General features: G+C 34.1%; 19 protein-coding genes. 4 read left to right on the top strand and 15 right to left on the bottom strand.

What is annotated here, in order from left to right:
* Positions 1 to 90: 90 nt before the first annotated feature.
* Positions 91 to 4,608: a glutamate synthase large subunit gene (gltB, locus tag BUE22_RS00885; protein ID WP_073394244.1), complete on the bottom strand. Its 4,518-nt coding sequence runs from the start codon at positions 4,606 to 4,608 to the stop codon at positions 91 to 93.
* Between the two features lie 416 nt (positions 4,609 to 5,024).
* Here gltB and sucC point away from each other — a divergent pair, with 416 nt between their 5' ends.
* Complete coding sequence (sucC, locus tag BUE22_RS00890) at positions 5,025 to 6,218, top strand: ADP-forming succinate--CoA ligase subunit beta (RefSeq protein WP_042566560.1); 1,194 nt, start codon at positions 5,025 to 5,027, stop codon at positions 6,216 to 6,218.
* A gap of 334 nt (positions 6,219 to 6,552) precedes the next feature.
* Here the strand turns inward: sucC and BUE22_RS00895 are convergent, their stop codons facing one another.
* Positions 6,553 to 7,350: a DUF5694 domain-containing protein gene (locus BUE22_RS00895; RefSeq protein WP_073393048.1), complete on the bottom strand. Its 798-nt coding sequence runs from the start codon at positions 7,348 to 7,350 to the stop codon at positions 6,553 to 6,555.
* 221 nt (positions 7,351 to 7,571) lie between these two features.
* On the opposite strand from BUE22_RS00895, the gene BUE22_RS00900 reads away from it, so the two are divergent.
* Positions 7,572 to 8,612: a sensor histidine kinase gene (locus BUE22_RS00900; protein ID WP_073393050.1), complete on the top strand. Its 1,041-nt coding sequence runs from the start codon at positions 7,572 to 7,574 to the stop codon at positions 8,610 to 8,612.
* 3 nt (positions 8,613 to 8,615) lie between these two features.
* Entirely contained in the window at positions 8,616 to 9,323 is a 708-nt protein-coding gene (locus BUE22_RS00905; RefSeq protein ID WP_073393052.1) for a LytR/AlgR family response regulator transcription factor, read from the top strand.
* Positions 9,324 to 9,643: 320 nt separating this feature from the next.
* Here BUE22_RS00905 and BUE22_RS00910 read toward each other — a convergent pair whose 3' ends face one another.
* On the bottom strand, positions 9,644 to 10,102 hold the full coding sequence (locus tag BUE22_RS00910; protein ID WP_073393054.1) for a DUF1456 family protein: 459 nt from the start codon (positions 10,100 to 10,102) through the stop codon (positions 9,644 to 9,646).
* Positions 10,103 to 10,143: 41 nt separating this feature from the next.
* A complete protein-coding gene (locus BUE22_RS00915; protein ID WP_073393056.1) occupies positions 10,144 to 11,154 on the bottom strand; it encodes a dipeptide epimerase in 1,011 nt (336 codons plus the stop codon).
* Between the two features lie 84 nt (positions 11,155 to 11,238).
* Between BUE22_RS00915 and BUE22_RS00920 the strand changes: the two genes are divergently transcribed.
* Entirely contained in the window at positions 11,239 to 11,640 is a 402-nt protein-coding gene (locus BUE22_RS00920; protein WP_073393058.1) for an excinuclease ABC subunit B, read from the top strand.
* Here BUE22_RS00920 and uvrB read toward each other — a convergent pair.
* From uvrB to rplS, 11 genes are all read right to left on the bottom strand, one after another.
* Complete coding sequence (gene uvrB, locus BUE22_RS00925) at positions 11,637 to 13,628, bottom strand: excinuclease ABC subunit UvrB (protein WP_073393060.1); 1,992 nt, start codon at positions 13,626 to 13,628, stop codon at positions 11,637 to 11,639. The two genes, BUE22_RS00920 and uvrB, sit on opposite strands and share 4 nt — an antisense overlap.
* Positions 13,629 to 13,763: 135 nt before the next feature.
* The gene (locus tag BUE22_RS00930; protein ID WP_042566555.1) at positions 13,764 to 14,702 is read right to left on the bottom strand and encodes an alpha/beta fold hydrolase; all 939 of its coding nucleotides are present in this window, start codon (positions 14,700 to 14,702) and stop codon (positions 13,764 to 13,766) included.
* 67 nt (positions 14,703 to 14,769) lie between these two features.
* Complete coding sequence (locus tag BUE22_RS00935) at positions 14,770 to 15,021, bottom strand: hypothetical protein (RefSeq protein WP_073393062.1); 252 nt, start codon at positions 15,019 to 15,021, stop codon at positions 14,770 to 14,772.
* 215 nt (positions 15,022 to 15,236) lie between these two features.
* Positions 15,237 to 16,190: a 23S rRNA (adenine(1618)-N(6))-methyltransferase RlmF gene (rlmF, locus tag BUE22_RS00940; RefSeq protein ID WP_073393064.1), complete on the bottom strand. Its 954-nt coding sequence runs from the start codon at positions 16,188 to 16,190 to the stop codon at positions 15,237 to 15,239.
* 136 nt (positions 16,191 to 16,326) lie between these two features.
* Positions 16,327 to 16,989 carry a thiamine diphosphokinase gene (locus tag BUE22_RS00945; RefSeq protein WP_073393066.1) on the bottom strand — a complete coding sequence of 221 codons (663 nt, stop codon included), beginning with the start codon at positions 16,987 to 16,989 and terminating at the stop codon, positions 16,327 to 16,329.
* Positions 16,990 to 17,159: 170 nt separating this feature from the next.
* Positions 17,160 to 17,600, bottom strand: a complete 441-nt coding sequence (locus tag BUE22_RS00950) for a DinB family protein (RefSeq protein ID WP_073393068.1) — start codon at positions 17,598 to 17,600, stop codon at positions 17,160 to 17,162.
* Between the two features lie 7 nt (positions 17,601 to 17,607).
* Positions 17,608 to 18,087, bottom strand: a complete 480-nt coding sequence (locus tag BUE22_RS00955) for a GyrI-like domain-containing protein (RefSeq protein WP_073393070.1) — start codon at positions 18,085 to 18,087, stop codon at positions 17,608 to 17,610.
* A gap of 2 nt (positions 18,088 to 18,089) precedes the next feature.
* Positions 18,090 to 18,911 (bottom strand): DUF4249 domain-containing protein, encoded by an 822-nt coding sequence (locus tag BUE22_RS00960; RefSeq protein ID WP_073394245.1) that lies wholly within the window; start codon positions 18,909 to 18,911, stop codon positions 18,090 to 18,092.
* Positions 18,912 to 18,948: 37 nt separating this feature from the next.
* Complete coding sequence (locus BUE22_RS00965; RefSeq protein WP_073393072.1) at positions 18,949 to 21,333, bottom strand: TonB-dependent receptor; 2,385 nt, start codon at positions 21,331 to 21,333, stop codon at positions 18,949 to 18,951.
* Positions 21,334 to 21,466: 133 nt separating this feature from the next.
* Positions 21,467 to 23,689, bottom strand: coding sequence for an NADP-dependent isocitrate dehydrogenase (locus tag BUE22_RS00970; RefSeq protein WP_042566721.1), 2,223 nt, complete (start codon positions 23,687 to 23,689; stop codon positions 21,467 to 21,469).
* Positions 23,690 to 23,969: 280 nt separating this feature from the next.
* A complete protein-coding gene (gene rplS / locus BUE22_RS00975; RefSeq protein WP_042566433.1) occupies positions 23,970 to 24,320 on the bottom strand; it encodes a 50S ribosomal protein L19 in 351 nt (116 codons plus the stop codon).
* Positions 24,321 to 24,421: the final 101 nt, after the last annotated feature.

The raw sequence follows: 24,421 nt of genomic DNA on the forward strand, positions 1-24,421 counted from the left end.
ATTTCTTTAAATTCCAAATTCCAATTTTTTATTACTATAGGCATTGATATTGCCATTGGAATTTGGAATTTTATTTTTTGAAATTGATTTTTATCCAGCTATTAATTCTTCTATTTTTTTCTCTTCTGCAATTCGTTGTAATGCTTTTTTGTAATCAGTTGGCATTACTTTTACGAAATGTTTCTGCTCATTTTCCCAGTCTGCTAAAATTCTTTTTGCTAATGGACTGCTTGTGTACAATGAATGGTTTTTAATCAATCGTCTTAGTTTTGTAACATCCTCTTCTTCTATCGGATCAAATGCAACCATTTCCATGTTACATAATGTTGAATCAAATTTTTGATTTGGATCGTAAACATAAGCTACACCACCGCTCATACCAGCCGCGAAGTTTCTTCCTGTTTTCCCTAAAACAACCACTGTACCACCGGTCATGTACTCGCATCCGTGATCTCCAATTCCTTCAACAACAGCAGTTGCTCCAGAATTTCTCACACAAAAACGCTCTCCGGCCATTCCATTAATATAAGCCTCTCCGGTAATAGCTCCGTAAAGGGCAACGTTACCAATAATGATGTTTTCTTCAGGTTTGAAGGTTGCTGTAGGAGGGACTTTGATAATCAATTTTCCTCCGGAAAGCCCTTTTCCTAAATAATCATTACAGTTTCCGTGAATTTTAAACGACAATCCGTTTGTTGCAAAAGCACCAAAACTTTGTCCGGCAGAACCTTCAAAATCAACTAAAATAGTGTCATCAGGTAATCCTTGTGCACCATAGATTTTTGAGATTTCATTACTCAAAATGGCACCTACAGAACGGTCTGTATTTTTAATTTTAAATGTAACTCTTGTTTTTTCTTTTCTATAAATAGAAGGAATCGCTTCTTTGATGATTGCAAAATCCAATACATTTTCAAGTTGGTGATCCTGCTCAGTCGTATTGTGATTCGGAACCGTTTTCGCTTTTTCCGGTTTGTATAGAATTGAAGATAAATCTAAACCATTGGCTTTGTAATGTTTGATCGCTTTATTCACATTTAATTTTTGTGACTGACCTACCATTTCTTTTAAGGTTCTGAAACCTAATTGCGCCATGATTTCTCTTAATTCTTCAGCAATAAAATACATAAAGTTGATTACATGCTCTGGAGTTCCCTTGAAATTTTTTCTCAATTCAGGATCCTGAGTTGCAATACCAACCGGGCAGGTATTTAAGTGACAGGCTCTCATCATAATACAACCAGAAGCAACAAGCGGAGCGGTAGCAAAACCAAATTCTTCAGCTCCTAATAATGCAGCAATAGCTACGTCACGACCTGTTTTTAATTGTCCGTCGCACTCTAAAACCACACGGCTTCTTAAATCATTTAAGATCAAAGTTTGCTGAGCTTCTGCTAAACCAAGTTCCCACGGAATTCCAGTGTGTTGTAATGAAGTTAATGGTGCAGCACCCGTTCCTCCATCATAACCTGAAATAAGAATAACGTCAGCTTTTGCTTTGGCAACACCGGCAGCAATAGTTCCAACACCCACTTCAGAAACTAATTTTACGTTTACACGTGCTTCACGATTTGCATTTTTCAAATCATAAATTAATTGAGATAAATCCTCAATAGAATAAATATCGTGGTGAGGCGGAGGCGAAATCAAACCTACATAAGGCGTAGAGTTTCTAGTTTCGGCAATCCAAGGCACTACTTTTTCTCCAGGAAGCTGACCACCTTCTCCAGGTTTTGCCCCTTGAGCCATTTTAATCTGAATTTCTTTAGCGTTTGTTAAATAGTTGATCGAAACACCAAAACGTCCCGAAGCAACTTGTTTGATCGCACTGTTTCTGGAATCTCCGTTAATTTCTTTCTGGAAACGTTTTGGATCTTCTCCACCTTCTCCAGAGTTACTTTTTCCGCCAATTCTGTTCATTGCAATTGCTAAATTCTCGTGTGCTTCTCTACTGATAGATCCGTAAGACATTGCACCTGTTTTGAATTTTTTTACAATTTCTGTCCAAGGTTCTACTTCATCAATAGAAATTGGATCTAAATTATTGAATTCAAACATTCCTCTAATAGTCATTAGGTTAGAGCTTTGCTCATTAACCATATTAGAGTATTCTTTATAACTTTCAGGACTGTTCAAACGAACAGCTTGTTGTAATTTAGCAATAGTTGTTGGATTAAACATGTGTTTTTCTCCACCACGTCTCCATCTGTAAATTCCTCCAATTTCTAAAGGAAGCAAATTGGCCACTTTTGAATTTGGAAAAGCTTTTTGAAAACGTTTCTTCACTTCTTTTTCTACTTCCATCAAACCAATTCCTTCGATTCTTGAAGGTGTGTAAGGGAAATATTTAGAAGTAAATGTTTTGTTTAAACCTAAAATCTCGAAAATCTGGGCAGCTCTGTAAGAATGTAAAGTAGAGATACCAATTTTGTTCATGATTTTAACGATTCCTTTTGCAATCGCTTTGTTGTAATTTACAATTGCATAATCAGCTTTTACACCTTTAATAAATCCTTGGTTTACCTGATCGTGAATGATTTCATTTACCATGTATGGATTGATCGCACTTGCACCGTATCCGAACAATAAAGCAAAATGATGCGGTTCACGAGGTTCAGCAGATTCGATTATGATTCCGAATTTTGAACGAACCTGTAAAATGTTCAAAGAGTGGTGAATGTAAGAACAAGCCAATAACATAGGAATTGGAGCCATTTGCTCACTAACACCTCTGTCTGATAATATGATAACATTGCAACCTTCAGAAACTGCTTTGTATGTTGCCTGAACACATTTTTCAAGAGCGCGCTCTAAACCATTAACTCCTTTTTCTATTTTATATAAAGTAGAAATTGTAGCCGATTTAAAATCTGCGTGATCAATGTTTCTTATTTTATCTAAATCCTCGTTAGAAATAACCGGATTTTGGATTTTTAGTTTTTTACATTGTTTTGATTCAATTTCAAAAATATTGAAATCTCCACCAACTGCTAAACTGATATCAGTAATGATTTCTTCACGAATACCATCCAAAGGCGGGTTGGTAACCTGAGCAAATAATTGTTTGAAATAGTTGTACAACAATTGAGGCTGATCTGATAAAACCGCCAAAGGCGTGTCGTTACCCATAGAACTGATTGCTTCAGCTCCCTGGCCACCCATTGGGTTGATGATTGTTTTTAAATCTTCAATTGTATAACCAAATAATTTTTGTCTCGTTAAGAAATCAAGTTTCTCAACCGGAGTAGGATTATTTGTGTACGGAACTTTAGATAAAGGCAATAAGTTTGCGTCTAGCCATTCCTGATAAGGGCGTTTTGTAACTATCGCTTTTTTAACTTCTTCATCCTCAATAATACGACCTTCGTTCATATCCACTAGGAACATCTTTCCTGGCTCTAAACGACCGTGCTGAATTACATCTTCGGGATCAATATCCAATACACCAATTTCTGATGACATGATTACAAAACCGCTTTTTGTTAAAGTATAACGAGAAGGACGCAATCCATTTCTGTCTAATAAAGCACCAATTACGTTACCATCTGTAAACGGAATAGAAGCAGGACCATCCCAAGGTTCCATAATACAAGCGTTAAACTCGTAGAATGCTCTTTTTTCAGGAGACATGGTTTGGTGTTTTTCCCAAGCTTCAGGAACAACCATCATCATCGCTTCAGGCAATGAACGGCCAGTCATTAATAAAAGTTCCACCACCATATCCATAGAAGCAGAATCTGATTTTCCTTCTAAGATAATTGGGAATAATTTTTTGATGTCATCACCAAAAACTTTGCTTTGCATTAATTCTTCACGGGCACGCATACGGCTTACGTTTCCACGAAGCGTATTGATTTCACCATTATGACACATGTATCTAAATGGCTGTGCTAAATCCCATGAAGGGAAAGTATTTGTAGAGAAACGTTGGTGTACAAGCGCCAAACGCGTCACTAAATCGGGATCTTTTAAGTCAACATAATAACGGCTGATGTCTTCCGGCATCAATAAACCTTTATATATTATGGTAGTTGTCGATAAACTAGAGAAATAAAACATATGGCTTTCAGAGGTTTTTGATCCTCTAATAGCATGTTCAGCAATTTTTCTAGCTGCAAAAAGTTTTGCATTAAATTCATTTTCAGTTAACTCCTGACCGTTTTTGCTAACAAAAACCTGTTTAACTGTTGGTTCTTTTTCTGCGGCAATCTGCCCTAAATTCTCCACTTCAACAGGTACATCTCTCCAGCCTAAGATCTTTAAGTTCTGATCTTTAACTGTTGATTCAAATGTTTTCATGCAAAAAGATACCTGGTTTTTGCTTTTTGGTAAAAAAACCATTCCTACTGCATACTCACGCGTTTCAGGGATTTCAAAGTCACATACTTTTTTAAAGAAGTCATGAGGGATATCAAATAAAATTCCTGCACCATCACCAGTTCGTCCGTCAGAACTTACTGCACCACGATGTTCCAATTTTATTAAGATGTCCAATGCTTTGTGAATGATGTCATTAGATTTAATACCATTCAAATTACAAATAAATCCTGCACCACAATTGTCGTGTTCAAATTCAGGCAAATAAAGCCCTTGTTCTTTAACTCTCATTCTTGATATTTTTTCTACAAAAATAAAGATTTCGTTAAACATAATGTATCAAAAATCTATTTTCACTTACATTTTTGTTGTAATAGTAGAAAAAGAGTTCTTAAATGATAATAATATTATAGAAACCATTGCTAAATGATAAAATCACAATATGTTTTAAATTATATTAGGAAAAATCCTTTGGGAGCTATTGAAATCACTGATGGTTTTGTTAAATTTCAAACGAAATAGTGTTTTTTAGTTAACAATTTACATACAATTGTTTAACCGTTTGTTTTCTTTTAAAAAGAATAACAATCTAATATGTATCAGAGTGGTTTTTTTAATTGAAAAACATTTTACTATTAAGTTGAATTTTGCTATTTTTGTCGCACTTTTATTCTGAACTAAATTCAGAACCAGACAAATTCTATATTATGAACATACACGAATATCAAGGAAAAGAAATTTTAGCAAGTTACGGAGTACGCATTCAACGCGGAATTGTGGCTAACAATGCAGTTGAAGCTGTGGCTGCTGCAAAACAATTAACTGCCGAAACCGGAACAGGATGGCACGTAATAAAAGCACAAATTCACGCAGGTGGTCGTGGAAAAGGTGGTGGAGTTAAGTTAGCTAAAAACTTGCAACAAGTTGAAGAAATTGCAGGACAAATTATCGGAATGCAATTGATTACTCCTCAAACTTCTGCAGAGGGTAAAAAAGTAAACAAAGTTTTAGTAGCTGAAGATGTTTACTATCCTGGTGAGAGTGAAACTTCTGAATTCTATGTTTCTGTTTTATTGAATAGAGCAACAGGTCGTAACATGATCATGTATTCTACTGAAGGTGGAATGGATATCGAAGAAGTTGCTGAGCACACACCACACTTAATTTTTACTGAAGAAGTTGATCCATCTGTTGGATTACAAGGTTTTCAGGCAAGAAGAATTGCTTTTAACTTAGGTCTTTCTGGAAATGCTTTCAAAGAAATGGTGAAATTCATCGACGCACTTTACAATGCTTACATTGGTTCTGATGCTTCTATGTTTGAAATCAACCCGGTTTTGAAAACATCTGATAACAAAATTATGGCTGTAGATGCTAAAGTAAATATCGATGATAATGCTTTATACAGACAACCAAAATATGCTGAAATGAGAGATATCCGTGAGGAGAACCCAATCGAAGTTGAAGCTAAAGAAGTAGGATTGAACTATGTAGATCTTGACGGTACTGTAGGATGTATGGTAAACGGAGCTGGTCTTGCAATGGCAACTATGGACTTAATTAAATATGCTGGTTTTGAGCCTGCTAACTTCTTAGACGTTGGTGGAACTGCTGATGCAAAACGTGTTGAAACTGCTTTCCGTATTATCTTAAAAGATCCAAACGTAAAAGCAATTTTAATTAATATTTTTGGTGGAATCGTTCGTTGTGACCGTGTGGCGCAAGGAGTTGTTGACGCTTACAAAAATATGGGTGATGCTATTAAAGTGCCAATTATCGTTCGTTTGCAAGGAACAAATGCTGAAATTGCAAAAGAATTAATTGACAATTCTGGTATGCCAATCTTATCTGCTGTTCAGTTTCAAGAAGCTGCAGACCAAGTTAAAGCTGCATTATCTTAATCAAATAAGAAATTCAATTATATTAGGAATCCCTTCGATATTCGAAGGGATTTTTTTTTGTTTTTAACCGCAAAGGACGCCAAGGTTTTTTGAAGGATTGTGAATACAAACACAAAGCTAAATCAATAAAATTTCACGGATTGTATTTCAGCATAGCCCGTGGTTTCAACCACGGGGACGTCCAGATATATTGTATGATATGCGTTGGGCTCCCGCGGTTGAAACTGCGGGCTATATTTGAAAATAGGATTATAGTTACAATCTTTTTTATAAAGCAAAGTTGTTTGGCTAAAAAACCTTGCGTGCTTTGCGTAAACCTTTGCGGTTAAATTAATTATTTCAAAACTGTAGACAATTCTACAAGTTCAAATGTTGGATCATTTTCGATAAATTCTTTCAGCATTGCAGCATGGCCTGCACCAAGTAAAACCATTATTTTTTCGTCTTTGCTTTCTGTTAATTTTTGAACTAAAGAATACATATATAAGTTTCGCTTGTACCAATTTGCAACTAAAGAAGCACCTGTAAAATCATCTGGTTTTCCGGTTCTGTTTGCGACTTCTAAGTACCATTGTATATTCTCTCTGTCAGTTTCTTTTTTATTAAAGTAAAGCATAAGTTCGGTTAAAGTACTTTTTGAAATTCTTTCGTTTTGATCCTTCTCGAATTTTTCCGTCATTTTTGTGTTCTTTTCCATTAAATCCTTCTGATCAGCTTTTTCCATGCTCATCATTAAACTGTCATATGGAAAGCGGGTGCGGTAATCAATTCCATATAATTTTTTGTGATTCAATTTTTTAGCAGTACGAAGTGCTAACTGCGTAATTTCATTTTTACTATTTTTAAAAAGACTGTCTGTGTTTTTATTATAAAACTTGTCTAATTCATTTTGTTGGGTAAATTTCCATTCGACAAAAATTTTATCTGGCCCAAATTTCTTGATTTTGTCACTTATAGTTTCAAGTTCTTTTTGGCTTTTCTCAGACATAATGTTGAACGTTTTGATTTGAGCGATATCATTTCCCGGATTTGCAAAATGAAAAGTTCCGATTAACAGAATTTGTTTCTTTTTCGTTTGAGCAGATGATAGGTTAAATGTAAAAAGGACTAGTAATAAAATGATTTTTTGCATGGTGATTTTGTATTTAAATTCATTGCAAATGTAGAGGCAGATTTCAAGCTTTTTTTTCGTTTTTGATGAACCACAAGTTTCATTGGATCAACTGCTGAAATTTTGTTTTAAAAATTTTCGTGTAACGTTTTCCACGGTTGGTCAGTAAAAAAGTAAGGTTTTATATAAACAACGTTTTTCTTTAAAGTCATAATTGTATTTTTGAACTTATAACTGATATTATGAAGCTTAAAATTCCTTTTTACTACCATATCATTCTTTTTCTCGGATTGTTTTTAACTTACTGTCTCTGGGATTACGGAATCAACAACCGAATTGAGATGGTACAGGAGACCACGTTCTATTTCTGGATGACCTCGACTTTTATTCTTTCCGTTTTTGTGGTTTATATTATCAATTTTTATACGGTATGCGATTGGTTTCTCAATAAAAAGAAAATTCATTTTTACTTTTTGAGTATTCCATTTTCTTTACTCATTTTTGCGGGTGTCAGATACTTTTTTCAGGAAGTGATTATGTTTCAATTTACGGGAGTTCATAATTATTCTGAAAGAAGCAGAGAAATAATCTTTTACATTAAAGACAATTTTTTCTTTGGTTTACCGTCTGTTATTTTTAGCATGCTGAGTTATTTGTTTTGGCAGTTCCAGCATACACAGCAACAAAATCAGGAATTACTTTTAGAAAACAAAAAAGCTGAATTTCAAATGCTGAAAGCGCAGGTTAGTCCCCATTTTTTGTTTAATACATTAAATTCTTTTTACAGTCAGCTGATTCTGAAAGAGGATGAAATGGCGGCAGACGTTCTGGTTCTTTCCGATTTGCTTCGCTACGTGATTACAGAAACTGACAAAGATGAAGCGGTGCTTTTAAAAGAAATTCAATTTATTCAAAACTACATTCATTTACAGAAAAAACGATTTGAAGATCAGTTGTTTTTGGATTTTACTATTGAAGGAAATTATTCGAATGAAAAAGTTCTTTCGTCGGCGTTAATTCATTTTGTAGAGAATGTTTTTAAGCACGGAAAATTTAATAGTGAAGAAGAAAAAGCAGTTATTTCAATCCGCATAAAAGAGGATTTTTTAGAAATTTCAACTTTTAATTATAATGTTGGAGGTGAAAATTATTCTTCAACCGGAATTGGTTTTGAAAACCTGACAAAAAGGTTAGAGTACACCTATAAAGACCAATTTGTACTTGAAAAAACAGAAGAAAACAATATCTTTAAAACCTACTTGAAAATACCCCTAAAAAAATAATTTATGGCTTTAAAATGTATTATTGTTGATGATGAACCGCCTGCAACGCGTATTCTCGAAAATTATATTGGAAAAGTAAATTTCTTAGAAAAAGCAGCCGTTTTTAATGATTCATTAAAAGCATTAGAATTTTTAAATACACAAAATGTTGATGTTATTTTTTTGGATATTCAAATGCCTCAATTGACAGGTTTACAGATTTCAAGAATCATTTCAAAAGATATAAAGGTGATTTTTACCACAGCATATCCTGATTTTGCTTTAGAAGGATTTGAGTTAAATGCGGTTGATTATTTATTAAAACCAATTTCATTTGAACGCTTTTATCAGGCTGTCACAAAATTGAATTCCGAACAAAAAACAGTTGTTGCTGCTCAGAATACTGCACCCGATTTTTTATTCATTAAAACCGATGGAAAGAATAAATTTCAGAAGATTTTCCTGAGTGATATTTTGTATGTAGAAAGCCTTCAGAATTATGTTTGTATTCATACGAACCAACAACAGATCATTACACATTCATCCTTAAAAAATGTAGTAGAATCATTGCCTTTAGCAGATTTTATTCAGATACATAAATCATATGTTATTTCTTTGAAACATATTGAATCAACAGATAATTTTTCTGTATTTATAAATGGAAAAGAACTGCCAATTGGTGCCACTTTTAAGGATTCTTTCTTTGAGAAAATAGAAGAAAATAAAATTTAGGTTTTTTGATTTAACCGCGAAGAGCGCAAGTTTTTTGTTTATAGGATTTTATATAAACGCATCCCGAAGCCTTGGGACGCAAAGCTTTATGATAAAACTTTGCGAATATAGCCCGCGGTTTCAACCGCGGGGATGTCCAGATATATTGTATGATATGCGTTGGGTTCCCGCGGTTGAAACCGCGCTATATTTGAAGATAGGATTGTAGTTATAATAGTTATAATCCCTTTAAACGGAAAAGTTCGCAAAGCTAAATATAGCCTTGCGAACTTTGCGTAAATCATTGCGCTCTTTGCGGTTAAACCACGTATCGAACGAAACTATTTTTTATTTTTACCGTTTTTGTAAACCACTTTTTCTACAACCTGAATTTTTGGTGAAGCTGGTTTTTTCTTAAAAGGTTTTTTAGCCGCAGTTCCTGTTTTAGAAGGTGCTTTATCGCCTCTTCCTTTTTCAGCATCTTTAGCGCTTGCTTTAAATTCAGGTCTTTCCTTAGAAGTTTCCTTTTTTGGGATTTCAGCTTTATGTTTGGCTAAAACATCATTAGGGTTTTTAGGGTTTTCTTTTGTACCTCTCAAATGAATTACCAATCCGTTAAGGAAATTGCGCAAAACCTGATCTCCGCATTCCATGTAATTTTCATGATCTTCAGCTCTGAAAAAAGCTCCCAATTCTGATTTTGTAATTCTAAAATCGACTAATTCTAAAATTTCAACTATTTGGTCATCACGGAGCATCAAAGCCACGCGAAGTTTTTTTAAGATATCGTTGTTCGTCATCGTTTAATTTTTTACAAAGGTACATTATTTTAAAAAGAATGTCAGAACAAAATTACTCCCGTTCCCGTTCTCTCAGGATAATATGTTTTTCCATTTTTAATAGTAACACCGCTGGCAATATCTTCTGCCAATAATAATGCGCCATCCATATCGACGTAATCTAATTCAGGAAGCAAATGTGCGATTGCAGAAATTCCAACAGTCGATTCTGTCATGCAGCCCACCATCGTTTTTAATCCTAGTTTTTTAGCTTCGGCAATCATTCTTTTTCCGGGTGTAATTCCGCCGCACTTCATCAGTTTTATATTAACTCCATGAAAATGATTGTGACATTTCGTAATATCACTTTCAGTAATACAACTTTCATCGGCTATAACAGGTAAAACCGAGTTTTTAAAAACTTCACGTTGTCCTTCCCAATCATTTGCTTTTAAGGGTTGTTCAATAAATTCAACATTCAAGCTTTTTAAAATTTCAGCATTCGACAAAGTTTCATCGACTGTCCAGGCGCAATTGGCATCAACCCTAAAAATGGCGTCGCTGTGTTTTCGTAATTCTGTTACGATTGCAATATCATCAGGAGTTCCCAGTTTTATTTTATAAATTGGCCACGGAAGTTCTTCCATTTTGGCAATCATATTTTCAATGCTTCCAATACCAATTGTATAATTCGTTAACGGATTATGTGAAATATCATAATTCCATAATTCATATAATTTCTTGTCCTTTTTTCGGGCATATAAGTCATGATAGGCATTGTCTAAAGCGCATAAGGCAAAAGGGTTATGGACTAAATGGGAACTTATTTTGTTCCAGAATTCATCAGGAGTTTCGTTTGATGTTGCTTCAATTAAAGTTCGGATCTGTTCAATATCATTTTGAAGAATTTCAATTGTAATATTATAGTACGGATTAGAAGTTGCTTCTCCAAAACCTGAAAAATCATCTTCTTGCAATTCAACAATAAGAGAAGGCTGGAAATCGATTGATTTTCTTGAAATTCTAAAAGTATGTTTTAATTTAAGGTCGTAGGCTCTTATTATTAGTTTCATATATGACAGTAAATATATTTGAAGCGTACTATTTTTTGTGTTTTATGTTTAAAAACAATATTTTAGCTAAAAATAATAAATTTGATGAATACCGAAGAAGAAAAGAGAAGTTTACTTTTAGAAATGATTGCTTTTTCGACAGTCGATGGTGAGTTGCACAAACGCGAATTAGAATTCTTGTGGCTTGTAGCACAGGAATTAAATATTGACCAGAAGCTTTTTCAGGATTTATTTCATCAGGAAAACATTCCGCAAATTATAAAATCAGAATTTCAGCGTATTCAGCAGTTTTACAGATTGGCTTTGATTATGCATTGCGATGGAATTTTGCATGAAAAAGAAGCAAAAGCAATTCAGCAAATTGCCATTGAAATGGGATTAAACCCAACGGCTACAAAACGTGTTTTAGATTTAATGAAAAATGCCCCAAATGCAATGATTGATCCTAAAAAGCTATTAAAAGTTTTTCAGGAACAACACAATTAAGGCAATTGTTCCTGTAATTTTTTAATATCATCACGCAATTTTGCAGCCTGAAGAAAGTCTAATTCTTTTGCCGCTTTCTCCATCGATTTTCGTTTTTCACGAATCATTTTTTCTAATTCTGCTTTTGACATATAAGCCGTTTCCGGTTCGGCAGCAGCAGAAAGTGTATGTCCTAATTCGTATTCTACTAAAGGATTTTTGGTAAACGCACTTTCGATTTTTTTGTTTAAAGCCTGAGGCGTAACATTATTTTCGACGTTATAGTTTATTTGTTTTGTTCTTCGATAATTCGTTTCATCAATGGTTTTCTGCATGCTTCCCGTAATTTTATCAGCATACATAATGGCTCTTCCATTTAAATTTCTTGCTGCACGACCAATTGTTTGGGTCAATGATTTATGATTACGTAAAAAACCTTCTTTATCAGCATCAAGAATTGCTACAAGCGAAACTTCGGGTAAATCCAGACCTTCACGAAGTAAGTTTACGCCAATTAAAACGTCAAAAATACCTTTACGTAAATCCTGCATAATTTCGATTCGTTCCAAAGTGTCAACTTCTGAGTGAATGTAACGGCAGCGAATGTTTACTTTGGTTAAATATTTAGCTAGTTCCTCAGCCATTCTTTTGGTTAAGGTAGTTACTAAAACTCTTTCATCTAACTCGCAGCGTACCTGAATTTCTTCAATTAAATCATCAATCTGATTTAAACTCGGTCTAACTTCAATAACCGGATCTAATAATCCTGTCGGACGAATGATTTGCTCGACATAAATTCCGTCAGATTTTTGTAATTCATAATCAGCCGGAGTTGCCGATACATAAATGACCTGATTTTGCAAGGCTTCAAATTCTTCAAATTTCAAAGGTCTGTTGTCCATTGCGGCAGGTAAGCGGAAACCATATTCAACCAGGTTTTCTTTACGGCTGCGATCGCCTCCGTACATGGCATGAACTTGCGAAACAGTTACGTGACTTTCGTCAACCACCATTAAAAAATCGTTCGGAAAATAATCTAACAAACAAAAAGGTCTTGTTCCCGCTTGGCGTCCGTCAAGATAACGCGAGTAATTCTCAATTCCGGAGCAATAACCTAATTCGCGAATCATTTCTAAGTCGAAATTGGTTCGTTCTTCCAAACGTTTTGCTTCGAGATGTTTTCCTATTTCTTTAAAATAATCAACCTGTTTTACCAAATCCTGCTGAATTTCCCAAATAGCACCTTGTAAAACTTCCGGAGAAGTCACAAACATGTTGGCAGGGTAAATCGTAAGTCTTTTGAATTTTTCAATAACTTGTGAGGTCTTAGCATCAAAGGATTCTATTTCTTCAATTTCATCACCAAAAAAATGTATTCTGAATGCATCATCAGCATAACTTGGATATACTTCGACAGTATCACCTTTAATTCTGAAAGTTCCGGGATTAAAATCGGCTTCAGTTCTGGCATATAAACTTTGTACTAAACTGTGCAATAGTTTGGTTCTTGAAATAACCTGATCTCTGAAAATTTCGATTACATTTTTCTTAAACTCAACAGGATTTCCAATACCATACAAACAAGAAACCGAAGCTACGACCAAAATATCACGACGTCCTGAAAGTAGGGAAGAAGTAGTGCTCAAACGCATTTTTTCAAGCTCTTCATTGATAGATAAATCTTTTTCGATGAAAACACCTGTTACGGGCATAAAAGCTTCCGGCTGATAATAATCGTAGTAAGAAACGAAATATTCAACAGCATTATTAGGGAAAAACTGTTTGAATTCTGAATACAACTGTGCCGCCAAAGTCTTGTTATGTGCCAAAACTAATGTAGGCCTTTGTACTTCCTGAATCACATTGGCAACTGTAAAAGTTTTACCGGAACCTGTAACTCCCAATAAAGTTTGATATTTATCACCATCGACAATACCTTGTGCCAATTTTTGTATGGCTTGTGGCTGATCGCCTTTCGGACTATATTCTGAGGAAACTTGAAACTTCATTTTTGGCGTATGAAAAATTTGGTTTTGTAAATATACGAAGTTTGGAATCTATAAAAAAGGATCGCCACGAATTCACGAATTTCGATTTTTACATAAAATAATTCGTGAACATTCGTGTAATTTGTGGCTAAAAAACTATTTTAAAAAATCAATCATAGCATCATTCACAATTTTCGACTGATCAATACTTAGAAAATGCCCCGCATCTTTTATTGTTTTTGTTTTATTGTGGGATAAATATTTTTGTGCGCGCTCTAAACTATCTTCGGCATTTATAACATCTTGATCGCCAATTATAACCAAAACCGGATTATCAATCATTTTTAATTCGTCATCTGAAAAAGGATGCATTTTAAGCATGCTCGAATTTGATTTTGCGTATTTGTTTGCCAAATAAAATTGTCTTTTATAAACAGGACTAATTTTTTCGGGATGCGTTGAAAACGTTTCTAATGTTTTGCCGAATTTCTTTTCACTGGGAAAAAGTTTCAGCATTAATGCTGATGACGTTTTGCCGACTTTATCGATAAATTTAAAAGTTTGTGCCGGACTCAGTAAAACAATTTTATCTATTGAATTTTTTCTTTGTGTGGCTAATAATGTAGCAATCCAGCCTCCGCGTGATGCCGCAACAATATCAAAGTTCTTTAATTTATAATGATTGAAAATTTCGTTATACAAAGTAATAATTTCCTCTGGTGAAAGGGGTTTTGCGCTCAAGGTAGATTTTCCAGGTTCCATCATAAAGTCGATGGCGTAAACACGATGGTTTTTTGCTAAAGCTTTAATATTTGGATACCACATTGTTGAACTGGCATCCATTCCGTGAAGTAAAACCAAAGGTTTTTCATTTTTTGGTCCGGCCATAATAACGTGAGCTGTTCCAAAACTAGTTTTTATATCTTCTTCGGTATAAGGAACATCCCAAAGTTTGAGTGCCTTGTTGTAAGAAGTTATATAAGCGTTTTTTTCTTTTTTTGTCTGAAAAACATAATCGTCAAATTTTACTTTTTTGGAGGAAGCACAACCAACAATTAGAAACAATAAAAGAAATTTAGGTAGTAATTTTGACATAATGGTGAAATTCAATTTACATTAAAGGTAACATTAATATAAATTTCACGAGTATTATAATTTTGATTTAAAGTATCAAAATTATAATATTTTTGAATTTCTGCTGATATGTCTTAATTTTCTCTTTAACCTCATTATGAGAATAAAAATTTCCATTCTGAATTTCTTGTTCGGCTACTTTTAGTTCTTCATTATATTGTTCCTCATAATTTTTAGGAGTGGTTTTTCGGCAATCCAAAATTGTTTTCAAAGCTGATGATTCATCATCAATTTTTGCTACTTCAGAAATCAAAATATTTTTAAGTTCAAGGGTATTCATAAAGTTATAATTTGTAAACAACAAAACAATTTAATTAATAAGCATAAAAAAAGGGCTTTTTAAGCCCTTTGGTGTTTTTAAAAATAGACCCTGAAAGCGATGTATCCAAAATACATTTATGGTAGATGTTTCACCGCCACGCTGAATGAGGTATTACCTATTTATTTGTACAAAAATAATGCAAAAAAGTAAGCAAAAATAAATATGTAAGAATTTTATTCTATTTTAAATGTTTTTTGCTGCGCCTCGCTCAAAAAAGTCCACGCTATAATTCGGCTTGTTTTTTGGCCTTGAGCCATATCAATTGTTTTTATTGAAGCTGCGTTTACCTTGTTTAAGGTTCTATAAATGCTCGAAAGATTATCTCTTTTTGAAACCAAAGTTGTAAACCATAAACATTGCATTGCATATTTGGCGCTTTCAAAAATCATTTGGGTTACAAAGCCAAGTTCTCCTCCGTCACACCATAATTCGGCATTATGTCCTCCGAAGTTTAAAACCGGATTTGTATTTTTCTTTTCCTTTGGATTTAAGTTAGACACTTTGCGTACAGTACTTTGGTTGGCGTCTTCGGCAGAAGAATGAAAAGGAGGATTACAGATCGTAAAGGTAAATCGGTCTTCCGGAGTAATAATGTTTTTAAAAATAAAACGTGATTCGGTTTGTTGCTGTAAACTTATCGCATCGATCAATTTTGGATTTGCCTCAATAATTTTACTGCAATTTTGAATAGCGTTTAGATCTATATCTGTTCCTACAAAACTCCAGTCGTAAATGGCATTTCCTAAAATTGGATAAATACAATTGGCACCAGTTCCTATGTCTAAACCTAAAACTGAAGAACCTTGCGGAATAATTCTGTTATTGGTTTCTGCTAGTAAATCAGCTAAATAATGAATATAATCTGCTCTTCCGGGAATTGGCGGGCAAAGATAATTTTTAGGAATACTCCAGTTTTGAATATCGTAATACGTTTGTAATAATGCTTTGTTAAGCAATTTTACAGAAACAGGATTACTGAAATCAATAGTCTCACTTCCGTGAATGTTGATCGCAACGTGATTTTTTAGTTCTGGACAATTCGCGATAAGAAGTTCAAAATCATAACGGGAGCGATGAAGATTTCGAGGATGTAAAATATTTTTTTCAGAATTGTCTGTTGCTTTCATTTTTGTGAATTTGGGTGCAAAGATAGTCATTCCTTTTGGAGGAAAGTGCTTCTGTAAATTCCAATTCTTTTAAATCACAAATTCCAACTTTAATTCTATGATTAATTTTAGTTAATGTTACACTTAGGATGACAAATCAATCAATACATTCCATCAATAATAAATCGCCATTATTGTGTGTGATTGTTACAATTCCGTCCTGAGCGACTGAATTACTGCTGCCGGTTCTGTAGCCCATTGTAAGTGTATCGTTTTCTAGCTCATACAGTAAGTTTTTTGAATAAATACCATTTACGACACCAATCGGTATTAAAGAAATTGGCGTTTTGGTGGTATACCATTTCTCGAATTTATTGGGTAATAAAAATATTTTAGAGTGATCGTCTAGAATTACAATTTTAAGTAAATCGCGATAACGTACGATATTGGTAAGGTTTGTAATGGTATGATCTGCGCGTTTTCCGGTCGCCCAGACAACGTTTACAGCAGGAATTTTTCTTTCTATCAAATAATCAAAAGCTTTTTCAAGGTCTGTTTTGTTTTGATCCGGTGCATATACAATTTCAATTGGATATTGTGAGGTTTTATAAATTTCGGGATCAAAACCACGATCAAAATCTCCTAAAAGTACGTCGACTTTAATGTCCAGTTCGATAACTCTTTCAATAGCAGAATCAAGCACAACAACAAGCGGAGACCATTCCAGCAATTGTCCTAATAATTCGGGATTGCAAGCAGCTCCGTTGGCAATAATTAAAGCAGGTTCCTGATCGTCGCGAACTATATGGTGTGATGACATGCTGATTTTTTTTGTGATGCAAAGGTACGGGTAGTATTTTAGATTTTAGAGTTCATATTTTAGATTTTTTGTCAAAGATTAAGAGATTAGCATAGATGAATCTTTTAACCTGTGGCAAATATTTTTAAGTATGCGTTTTTTTAATCTAAAATCTAATCTGCAATCTAAAATTAAATAAGACGTCTATGATAATTAATTTGTCCTAAATGATACGCCAAATGTGTGGAAAGATGAACCAGAAAATATCCTGTTGTCATTTCTTTTTCAAAAACAATTTGTGGATAAACAGCCTCTAAATCTGCTTCTGTTAATGAATCGAGAGCGTTATTGACTACCAGAATTGTAGCATCAATTTTGCTGATTAATTCTGATTTAGGAATATCTTTTAATGAAAATTCCAAAGGTCTGTCACGAATATAACCTGTTTTCCCAAGTTCTGCACCAATATAAGTATTGATGTTTCCTATTAAGTGCAAACAAAGATTTCCTGCAGAATTTGAAATATTTTTATCAATTGCCCAAAGCTGATTTTCACTTTGGTACGATTCTATCTCTATTTTAAGTTTGTTCAGGTCGCGGTTAAATAACGATTTTAAAGTTTCGATGAGCATAATCTTATTATTTGGTTTTTATCGGAATCCAGATGTCTTCTTCAGAATTTGGATCGTCTTTTTTATATTTTTCACCCATAATTGCAAAATGCGGTCTTTCGTCAACCGTATATGCTGAATTTGGAAGCCATTCAACAAAAATAGAATGATAGGTTTTGTGACCTTCGCTTGCCGGACCTTTGTGTGTAAAAACTGCATATAAACCAGCCGGAATAATTAATGTTTCCATTTCAGAAGGGATTTCTTCAAAGTCTGTAACTTCTATCGCAGCCCATTTTTGAAAGGAACTACCGGGATCAAAATTATCAAAATGCCCAACCGGAAATACTTCAAGTGAATACAAATTAGAGTCAATTGAGTTTTTGATTTCTTTTCGGCGTGGCATAAAACCATTCCATAACTGAAATGTTTTATTTTCGATAAAATTCATTTTAATGTAATTGCCGATTAATTTTTTTTCTGCTAAATTTTCAATTCTGGCTTCCATGTTTATTCTATAGTAAATGTTTTTGAATCGGTTTCGCTAAGCGAAAAATACCCCAAAGGATAATTGCTTTTGTCTGTCGTGTTGATGATATTTCCTTTTACAGTGGCAGGTGGGGATTGGAATGGTCCGCCAACATTACTGCCGGCAATACTAACCAAAATACTCATGTAGTTATAATATTGTTTTGAAATACCATAATGTGTTATGTTGATTTTGTCTCCGGGTTTTAATTCATCATCATCTGAAAGGCTGAAAAATTCATTGCCCTGAAAAAATTTATCGTCATCAACATAGTAATTTGAGGTAATCTTATTGGAGTATTCGTAATTGTACAAATAAAAGTTGTCTACACCTGCAGGATCATTGTAAAAAGCCCTTACTTCAATGTCTTTTCCTGTAAATCCTCCTTCGTTATTTTGTTCCATTCGGGTTATTGGAGCAACAGATTTCATGATTTCGCTTGCAGTATAAGTATTTCCGTTGCTAATAACGGTTAAGGTATATTGCTCGTCGATTACAGGTTTGAAATCATTACAAACATATCGGCCTGAATTAGGAACTTCAACAAAATCAAATTGTTCTCCTGCACTGTTTTTTACAAATACAATTGCTTCTGAAACAGTTGGGATTACATTTTCAAAATAACCCGTTGTAGTGGTTAGTTTTATTGTTTGTTGTGCGCCTGTGGTTCCTTTTTGCCAGTTTATGGCGCCTTCGATTACTAATTTTGATGGAGCAGTATCTAAGTCAACATCAACAACTTCTTCACAGCTTGTGAAGAAAATCGATATGAAAAATACGATTAACAAGATTGCTTTTTTCATGATTTGTATTTTTAATTCTTTGACAGAAAAGTGATTTTTAAAACTTGAAATTATAACTAACAGCAGGAACAATTCCGAAAATAGATGTTTTTACAGCCTCATTATACCCTGTATCCACATTTTGACGGAAGTTTATAGACGCTGCGTTTTGTCTATTGTATAAATTGTAAATACTAAAAACCCATTCGCCTTTCCAGTTTCTGTCTTTATTGCTGCGTGGTGTTAAAGTAGCCGAAACATCAAGGTGATGATATGCCGGTAAACGGTGTTCGTTTCGCAAACCATAACTCGGAACAGTAATGCCAAGATACTCGTATTGTCCGTTCGGATAAGTAACGGGCTGTCCCGATTGTAAGGCAAAATTAGCCCCAAAAGACCATTTTTCGTTTAAATTATAAGCAGAGGTAATGGCTAAATTATGTGTTTTGTCATAAGCAGAATTGTACCATTGTCCGTTATTTATTCCCGTTTCTTCAGGTGTTCTTCCCGGAGTTTGCTGTTCTGATTTTGACAATGTATAGGATATCCATCCATTAAATTTGCCTTCATTTTTCTTGAACATAATTTCTAAACCATAAGCGCGCATTTGCCCGTTTAAAATAACCTGCTCTATGGCATTATTAGCAATCAAATCTGCACCATCAATATAGTCGAGACGATTTTGAATTTCTTTATAATAACTTTCGACTTCGAGGGAATATGCTCCATTATTTATATTTCTGAAATAACCTAAAGCAACCTGATCTGCAATCTGTGGTTTGATATAAGTATCACTTGGCATCCAGACATCGAGCGGAGTAGGTGATGAGGTGTTCGAAATTAACTGAAGATATTGTGCCATTCGGTTATAACTCGCTTTTACCGCCTGATCGTCATTTAGCTGGTAAGAAATTGAAAATCTTGGTTCCAGATTATTATAGTTTTTTATGGATTTATTTTTGCCGTAATATTCGGTTCCAATAGGAGTTCCTTTTTCGTAAATTTCTAAATCTGAATTGAAAACAACAGGATTATTATTATCGTATAAATTGATTGTCGAAGCGCCTAAACGATAAAATAAACTATAACGCAATCCGTAAGCGACTGTGATTTTTTTCGAAAGCTGATTTTCGGCATCAATATAAATGGCGGGTTCAAAAGCATATTTTTTATCTAATTGATCCGGGTTAATTCCGGATTCTGCATTACTTGGTTTAATCGTTCCGGGATTAAATTCATAATAGATTCCGTTTAAGCCGTAATTCAATTTGAATTTATCTGAAATATAGTTTTTGAAATCGTATTTAATATTATAATTTTTGATTCCCGAATCCCATTTGAAACCAACGAAATCAAGATCTAAACCGTAATAATAATCGCTATAAATCAAGGATAAATTCGAGAATAATTTATCAGAAAACAAATGATTCCAACGAAGATTTAAAGTTGAATTTCCGTAAATATTCGTGAAACTTTTATTTAAACTAAACACATCACGGCCAAAATAACCGGATAAATACAAACTGTTATTGTCATTTAATTTATAACTCAATTTGGTGTTTAAATCATAAAAATAAGCGGAGTTATCTTTGTTCTCTTCGGATAGTTTTAAAAATAAATGTGCGTAAGACGCTCTTCCTCCAATTAAAAACGAACCTCGATCTTTTACTATCGGACCTTCGGCAAGAATTCTGCTCGAAATTAATCCGATTCCCCCATTTACATGGAAATCCTTACTGCTTCCGTCTTTTTGATAAATATCTAAAACTGAGGAAGCTCTTCCTCCATAGCGTGCAGGAATTCCACCTTTATATAATTTTAAATCTTTTATGGCGTCAGGATTAAAAACGGAGAAAAATCCAAATACGTGTGATGAATTAAATATCGTTGCTTCGTCTAATAAAATTAAGTTTTGATCTGCACCTCCGCCACGAACGTTGAATCCGGATGCGCCTTCACCTGCATTTGTAACTCCCGGAAGTAATAAAATAGATTTTAAAACATCGACTTCACCTAAAACTACCGGCATTTTTTTGATGGTGGCAATTGAAAGTTTATTGGCACTCATTTCCGGCGATTTGATGTTGACTTTTCCTTTATTGTCGGTAATAACAACTTCCTGAAGTTCTTCGCCGCTGCCTTCGTTTAAGGCAAAATTATTTTTGGTATTTTGATTTAAAACAACTGTTTTTTGAATGGTTTGGTAACCAACATAACTTATCTCGATTTGATGTTCACCTGATGGAATGGTAAGCGAATAAAAACCGTATTCATTAGTTGTAGTTCCAATTTTTAGTGCGGGAATATAAATGTTGACGCCAATTAAGGTTTCATTATTTTTAAAGTCGGTTATGGTGCCGCTTAAAGTAAATTTTTCCTGAGCAAATGAAGTAAAGATTGTAAAAATAATAATTAGAAACGTAGTAAACTTTTTTGTAATCATTGTTTTGATTTTGATTTACATAGATAATAATTCTTACTAAATATTATAGAGTAAGGTTTGTTAAACATTAGTTAAGAAAAAAAGACAACCGTTTCGGGTTGTCTTTTTTACTATTAATGTGTAAACATTTTATTTATTTAATTTCGGCAAGAATTGCATTGAATGTCGCACTTGGGCGCATTGCTTTGCTTACTAACTCCGGAGTTGGCTGGTAGTAACCGCCAAGAGTTTGAGGTTTTCCTTGAGCACCAATTAATTCAGCGTCGATTTTAGCTTCGTTAGCTTCAAACTGAGCTGCAATTGGAGTAAAAATAGCTTTTAATTCAGCATCTTTATTTTGTGCTGCCAAAGCCTGAGCCCAATAGAAAGCAAGGTAGAAATGAGAACCTCGGTTATCAATCTGACCTACTTTACGAGCTGGAGATTTATCATTTGCAAGGAATTTATCATTTGCTTCGTCAAGAGTTTCAGCTAAAACAATTGCTTTAGAATTATTTAAAGTTTGTCCTAAATGCTCTAATGAAGCACCAAGAGCTAAAAATTCTCCTAGTGAATCCCAACGTAAATATCCTTCTTCTGTAAATTGCTCAACGTGTTTAGGAGCAGAACCTCCGGCACCAGTTTCGAACAATCCACCACCATTCATTAACGGAACGATAGATAACATTTTTGCAGAAGTTCCTAATTCTAAAATTGGGAATAAATCTGTTAAGTAATCACGTAAAACGTTTCCTGTTACAGAGATAGTGTCTAAACCTTTGATAATTCTGTCTAAAGTAAATTCAGTTGCAGCAACAGGATTTAAGATGCGAATGTCTAAGTTTGTAGTATTATAATCTTTAAGATATTTTTGAACTTTTACAATCAATTCTCTGTCATGCGCTCTGTTTTCGTCTAACCAGAAAACAGCAGGAGTATCAGATAAACGAGCTCTGTTTACAGCTAGTTTAACCCAGTCCTGAATAGGAGCGTCTTTTGCCTGACACATTCTGAAAATATCATTTGCTTCAACGTTTTGCTCCATTAAAACAGTTCCTTTATTATCAACTACACGAACAACTCCGTCAGCTTGCAATTGGAAAGTTTTATCGTGAGATCCGTATTCTTCTGCTTTTTGAGCCATTAAACCTACGTTAGGAACACTTCCCATTGTTTTAGGATCAAAAGCACCGTGTTTTTTACAGAAATCGATAGTTGCAGTATAAATTCCGGCATAAGAACGGTCTGGAATAACAGCGATTGTATCTTGTTGTTTTCCTTCTTTATTGTACATCTGTCCAGAAGTACGAATCATTGCCGGCATAGAAGCATCAACAATAACATCAGATGGAACGTGTAAGTTTGTAATTCCTTTATCAGAATTTACCATTGCCAAAGCCGGTCCGTTTTCTATTGCTTTAGTAATGTCAGCTTCAACTGCAGCTTGTTCAGGTCTTCCTGCAATTTTTGCGTAGATATCACCTAAACCATTTCTGGTATCAATATTTAATTCAGCAAATAAAGTTTCATATTTTTTGAAAAGATCAGCAAAATAAACTTCAACGATAGCGCCAAAGATAATTGGATCTGAAACTTTCATCATTGTAGCTTTCAAATGCACAGAAAGTAAAACACCTTCTTTTTTTGCTTCAGCGATTGCTTCAGCAGCAAAAGATTTTAATTTTTTTACACTTAAAACAGAACTGTCTATTATTTCGCCAGCTTTTAATGGTGTACTTGCCTTAAGAACAGTAGTTGTTCCATCTTTTGCAACGAATTCAATTTTTACATCATTAGCGTCTGCAACAGTAAGTGATTTTTCGCTTCCGTAAAAATCACCATTTGGCATAGAAGCTACTTTAGTTTTTGAGTCAGCAGACCAAGCACCCATAGAGTGTGGATTTGCTTTTGCAAAGTTCTTAACTGCTCTTGGCGCTCTACGATCAGAATTTCCTTCACGCAAAACAGGGTTTACAGCAGAACCTAATACTTTAGCGTATTTAGCTTTGATTTCTTTTTCAGCATCATTCTGAGGCTCTTCAGGAAAATCAGGTATTTTGTAACCATGAGATTGTAATTCTGCAATAGCCGCTTTTAATTGCGGTACAGATGCAGATACGTTTGGTAATTTAATAATATTAGCTTCTGGTTGTGTAGCTAATTGACCTAATTCAGCCAAAGCATCTCCGGTTTTTTGAGCATCTGTTAAAACCTCAGGAAAATTTGATAAAATTCTACCTGCCAACGAGATGTCTCTGGTTTCGATAGCGATACCAGCCGTAGCTGTAAATGCCTGAACAATTGGTAAAAAAGAATAAGTCGCTAATAATGGCGCCTCATCAGTTAAGGTGTAATAAATTTTTGAATTCTGTGTCATTTTTTTTTTTTTTATAATCGTATCGCAAAGGGTACGCGATGTAAAAGGTATAGTTGGCTCGAAATGAGCGGAGCAAATATAATAAAAACAGTCCGAAAACGGTGTAGTTTTCCGGATAAATACAGGAATTACGAAATTGTTATTTCGGCAACGTTAAATTGCTAATTCGATGATTTTGATATTAAAATATTGCTGTTTTGTTATTTTAAAAAAGTAAGCATAAAAAAAACTCGTTTCAAACAATATGAAACGAGTTTTTTTATAACAAAGAGATAAATGATTATCTTCTTTTATCTCTAATCTTAGCTTTTTTACCAGTAAGTTCTCTGAAGTAGAAAATTCTAGCTCTACGTACAGCACCTTTCTTGTTGATTTCAATTTTTTGTAAAGCTGGTAAGTTTACCGGGAAGATACGCTCAACACCAATAGCACCAGACATTTTACGAATAGTAAAAGTTTCTGTGTTACCAGAACCTCTTCTTTGAATAACAACTCCTTTAAAAAACTGAGTTCTTGTTTTTTCACCCTCTTTAATTTCGTAGAAAACTGTGATAGTATCTCCAGCTCCAAAAACAGGGAAATCTTTTTTAGCAACTAATTCGGTTTGAACGAATTTCATTAAATCTGCCATGATATCTTAAATTATGGTTTTTTATAATAGAGCAACATTCACGGATCTCGCCAGAGGTTAGTCTAATTCGGGTGCAAATGTAGTTAAATAAATTCAAATTC

Source organism: Flavobacterium pectinovorum, assembly GCF_900142715.1.
Taxonomy (GTDB): domain Bacteria; phylum Bacteroidota; class Bacteroidia; order Flavobacteriales; family Flavobacteriaceae; genus Flavobacterium; species Flavobacterium pectinovorum.

Bases quoted from the DNA above. Each gene is read 5' to 3' on its own strand.
- BUE22_RS00955 (WP_073393070.1), bottom strand. From the start codon at position 18,087: ATGGAAGCCAGAATTGAAAATTTAGCAGAAAAAAAATTAATCGGCAAT.
- BUE22_RS00900 (WP_073393050.1), top strand. From the start codon at position 7,572: ATGAAGCTTAAAATTCCTTTTTACTACCATATCATTCTTTTTCTCGGA.
- BUE22_RS00905 (WP_073393052.1), top strand. From the start codon at position 8,616: ATGGCTTTAAAATGTATTATTGTTGATGATGAACCGCCTGCAACGCGT.
- BUE22_RS00930 (WP_042566555.1), bottom strand. From the start codon at position 14,702: ATGTCAAAATTACTACCTAAATTTCTTTTATTGTTTCTAATTGTTGGT.
- rplS (WP_042566433.1), bottom strand. From the start codon at position 24,320: ATGGCAGATTTAATGAAATTCGTTCAAACCGAATTAGTTGCTAAAAAA.
- rlmF (WP_073393064.1), bottom strand. From the start codon at position 16,190: ATGAAAGCAACAGACAATTCTGAAAAAAATATTTTACATCCTCGAAAT.
- sucC (WP_042566560.1), top strand. From the start codon at position 5,025: ATGAACATACACGAATATCAAGGAAAAGAAATTTTAGCAAGTTACGGA.
- BUE22_RS00935 (WP_073393062.1), bottom strand. From the start codon at position 15,021: ATGAATACCCTTGAACTTAAAAATATTTTGATTTCTGAAGTAGCAAAA.
- uvrB (WP_073393060.1), bottom strand. From the start codon at position 13,628: ATGAAGTTTCAAGTTTCCTCAGAATATAGTCCGAAAGGCGATCAGCCA.
- BUE22_RS00920 (WP_073393058.1), top strand. From the start codon at position 11,239: ATGAATACCGAAGAAGAAAAGAGAAGTTTACTTTTAGAAATGATTGCT.
- BUE22_RS00915 (WP_073393056.1), bottom strand. From the start codon at position 11,154: ATGAAACTAATAATAAGAGCCTACGACCTTAAATTAAAACATACTTTT.
- BUE22_RS00960 (WP_073394245.1), bottom strand. From the start codon at position 18,911: ATGAAAAAAGCAATCTTGTTAATCGTATTTTTCATATCGATTTTCTTC.
- BUE22_RS00950 (WP_073393068.1), bottom strand. From the start codon at position 17,600: ATGCTCATCGAAACTTTAAAATCGTTATTTAACCGCGACCTGAACAAA.
- gltB (WP_073394244.1), bottom strand. From the start codon at position 4,608: ATGAGAGTTAAAGAACAAGGGCTTTATTTGCCTGAATTTGAACACGAC.
- BUE22_RS00965 (WP_073393072.1), bottom strand. From the start codon at position 21,333: ATGATTACAAAAAAGTTTACTACGTTTCTAATTATTATTTTTACAATC.
- BUE22_RS00910 (WP_073393054.1), bottom strand. From the start codon at position 10,102: ATGACGAACAACGATATCTTAAAAAAACTTCGCGTGGCTTTGATGCTC.
- BUE22_RS00945 (WP_073393066.1), bottom strand. From the start codon at position 16,989: ATGTCATCACACCATATAGTTCGCGACGATCAGGAACCTGCTTTAATT.
- BUE22_RS00895 (WP_073393048.1), bottom strand. From the start codon at position 7,350: ATGCAAAAAATCATTTTATTACTAGTCCTTTTTACATTTAACCTATCA.
- BUE22_RS00970 (WP_042566721.1), bottom strand. From the start codon at position 23,689: ATGACACAGAATTCAAAAATTTATTACACCTTAACTGATGAGGCGCCA.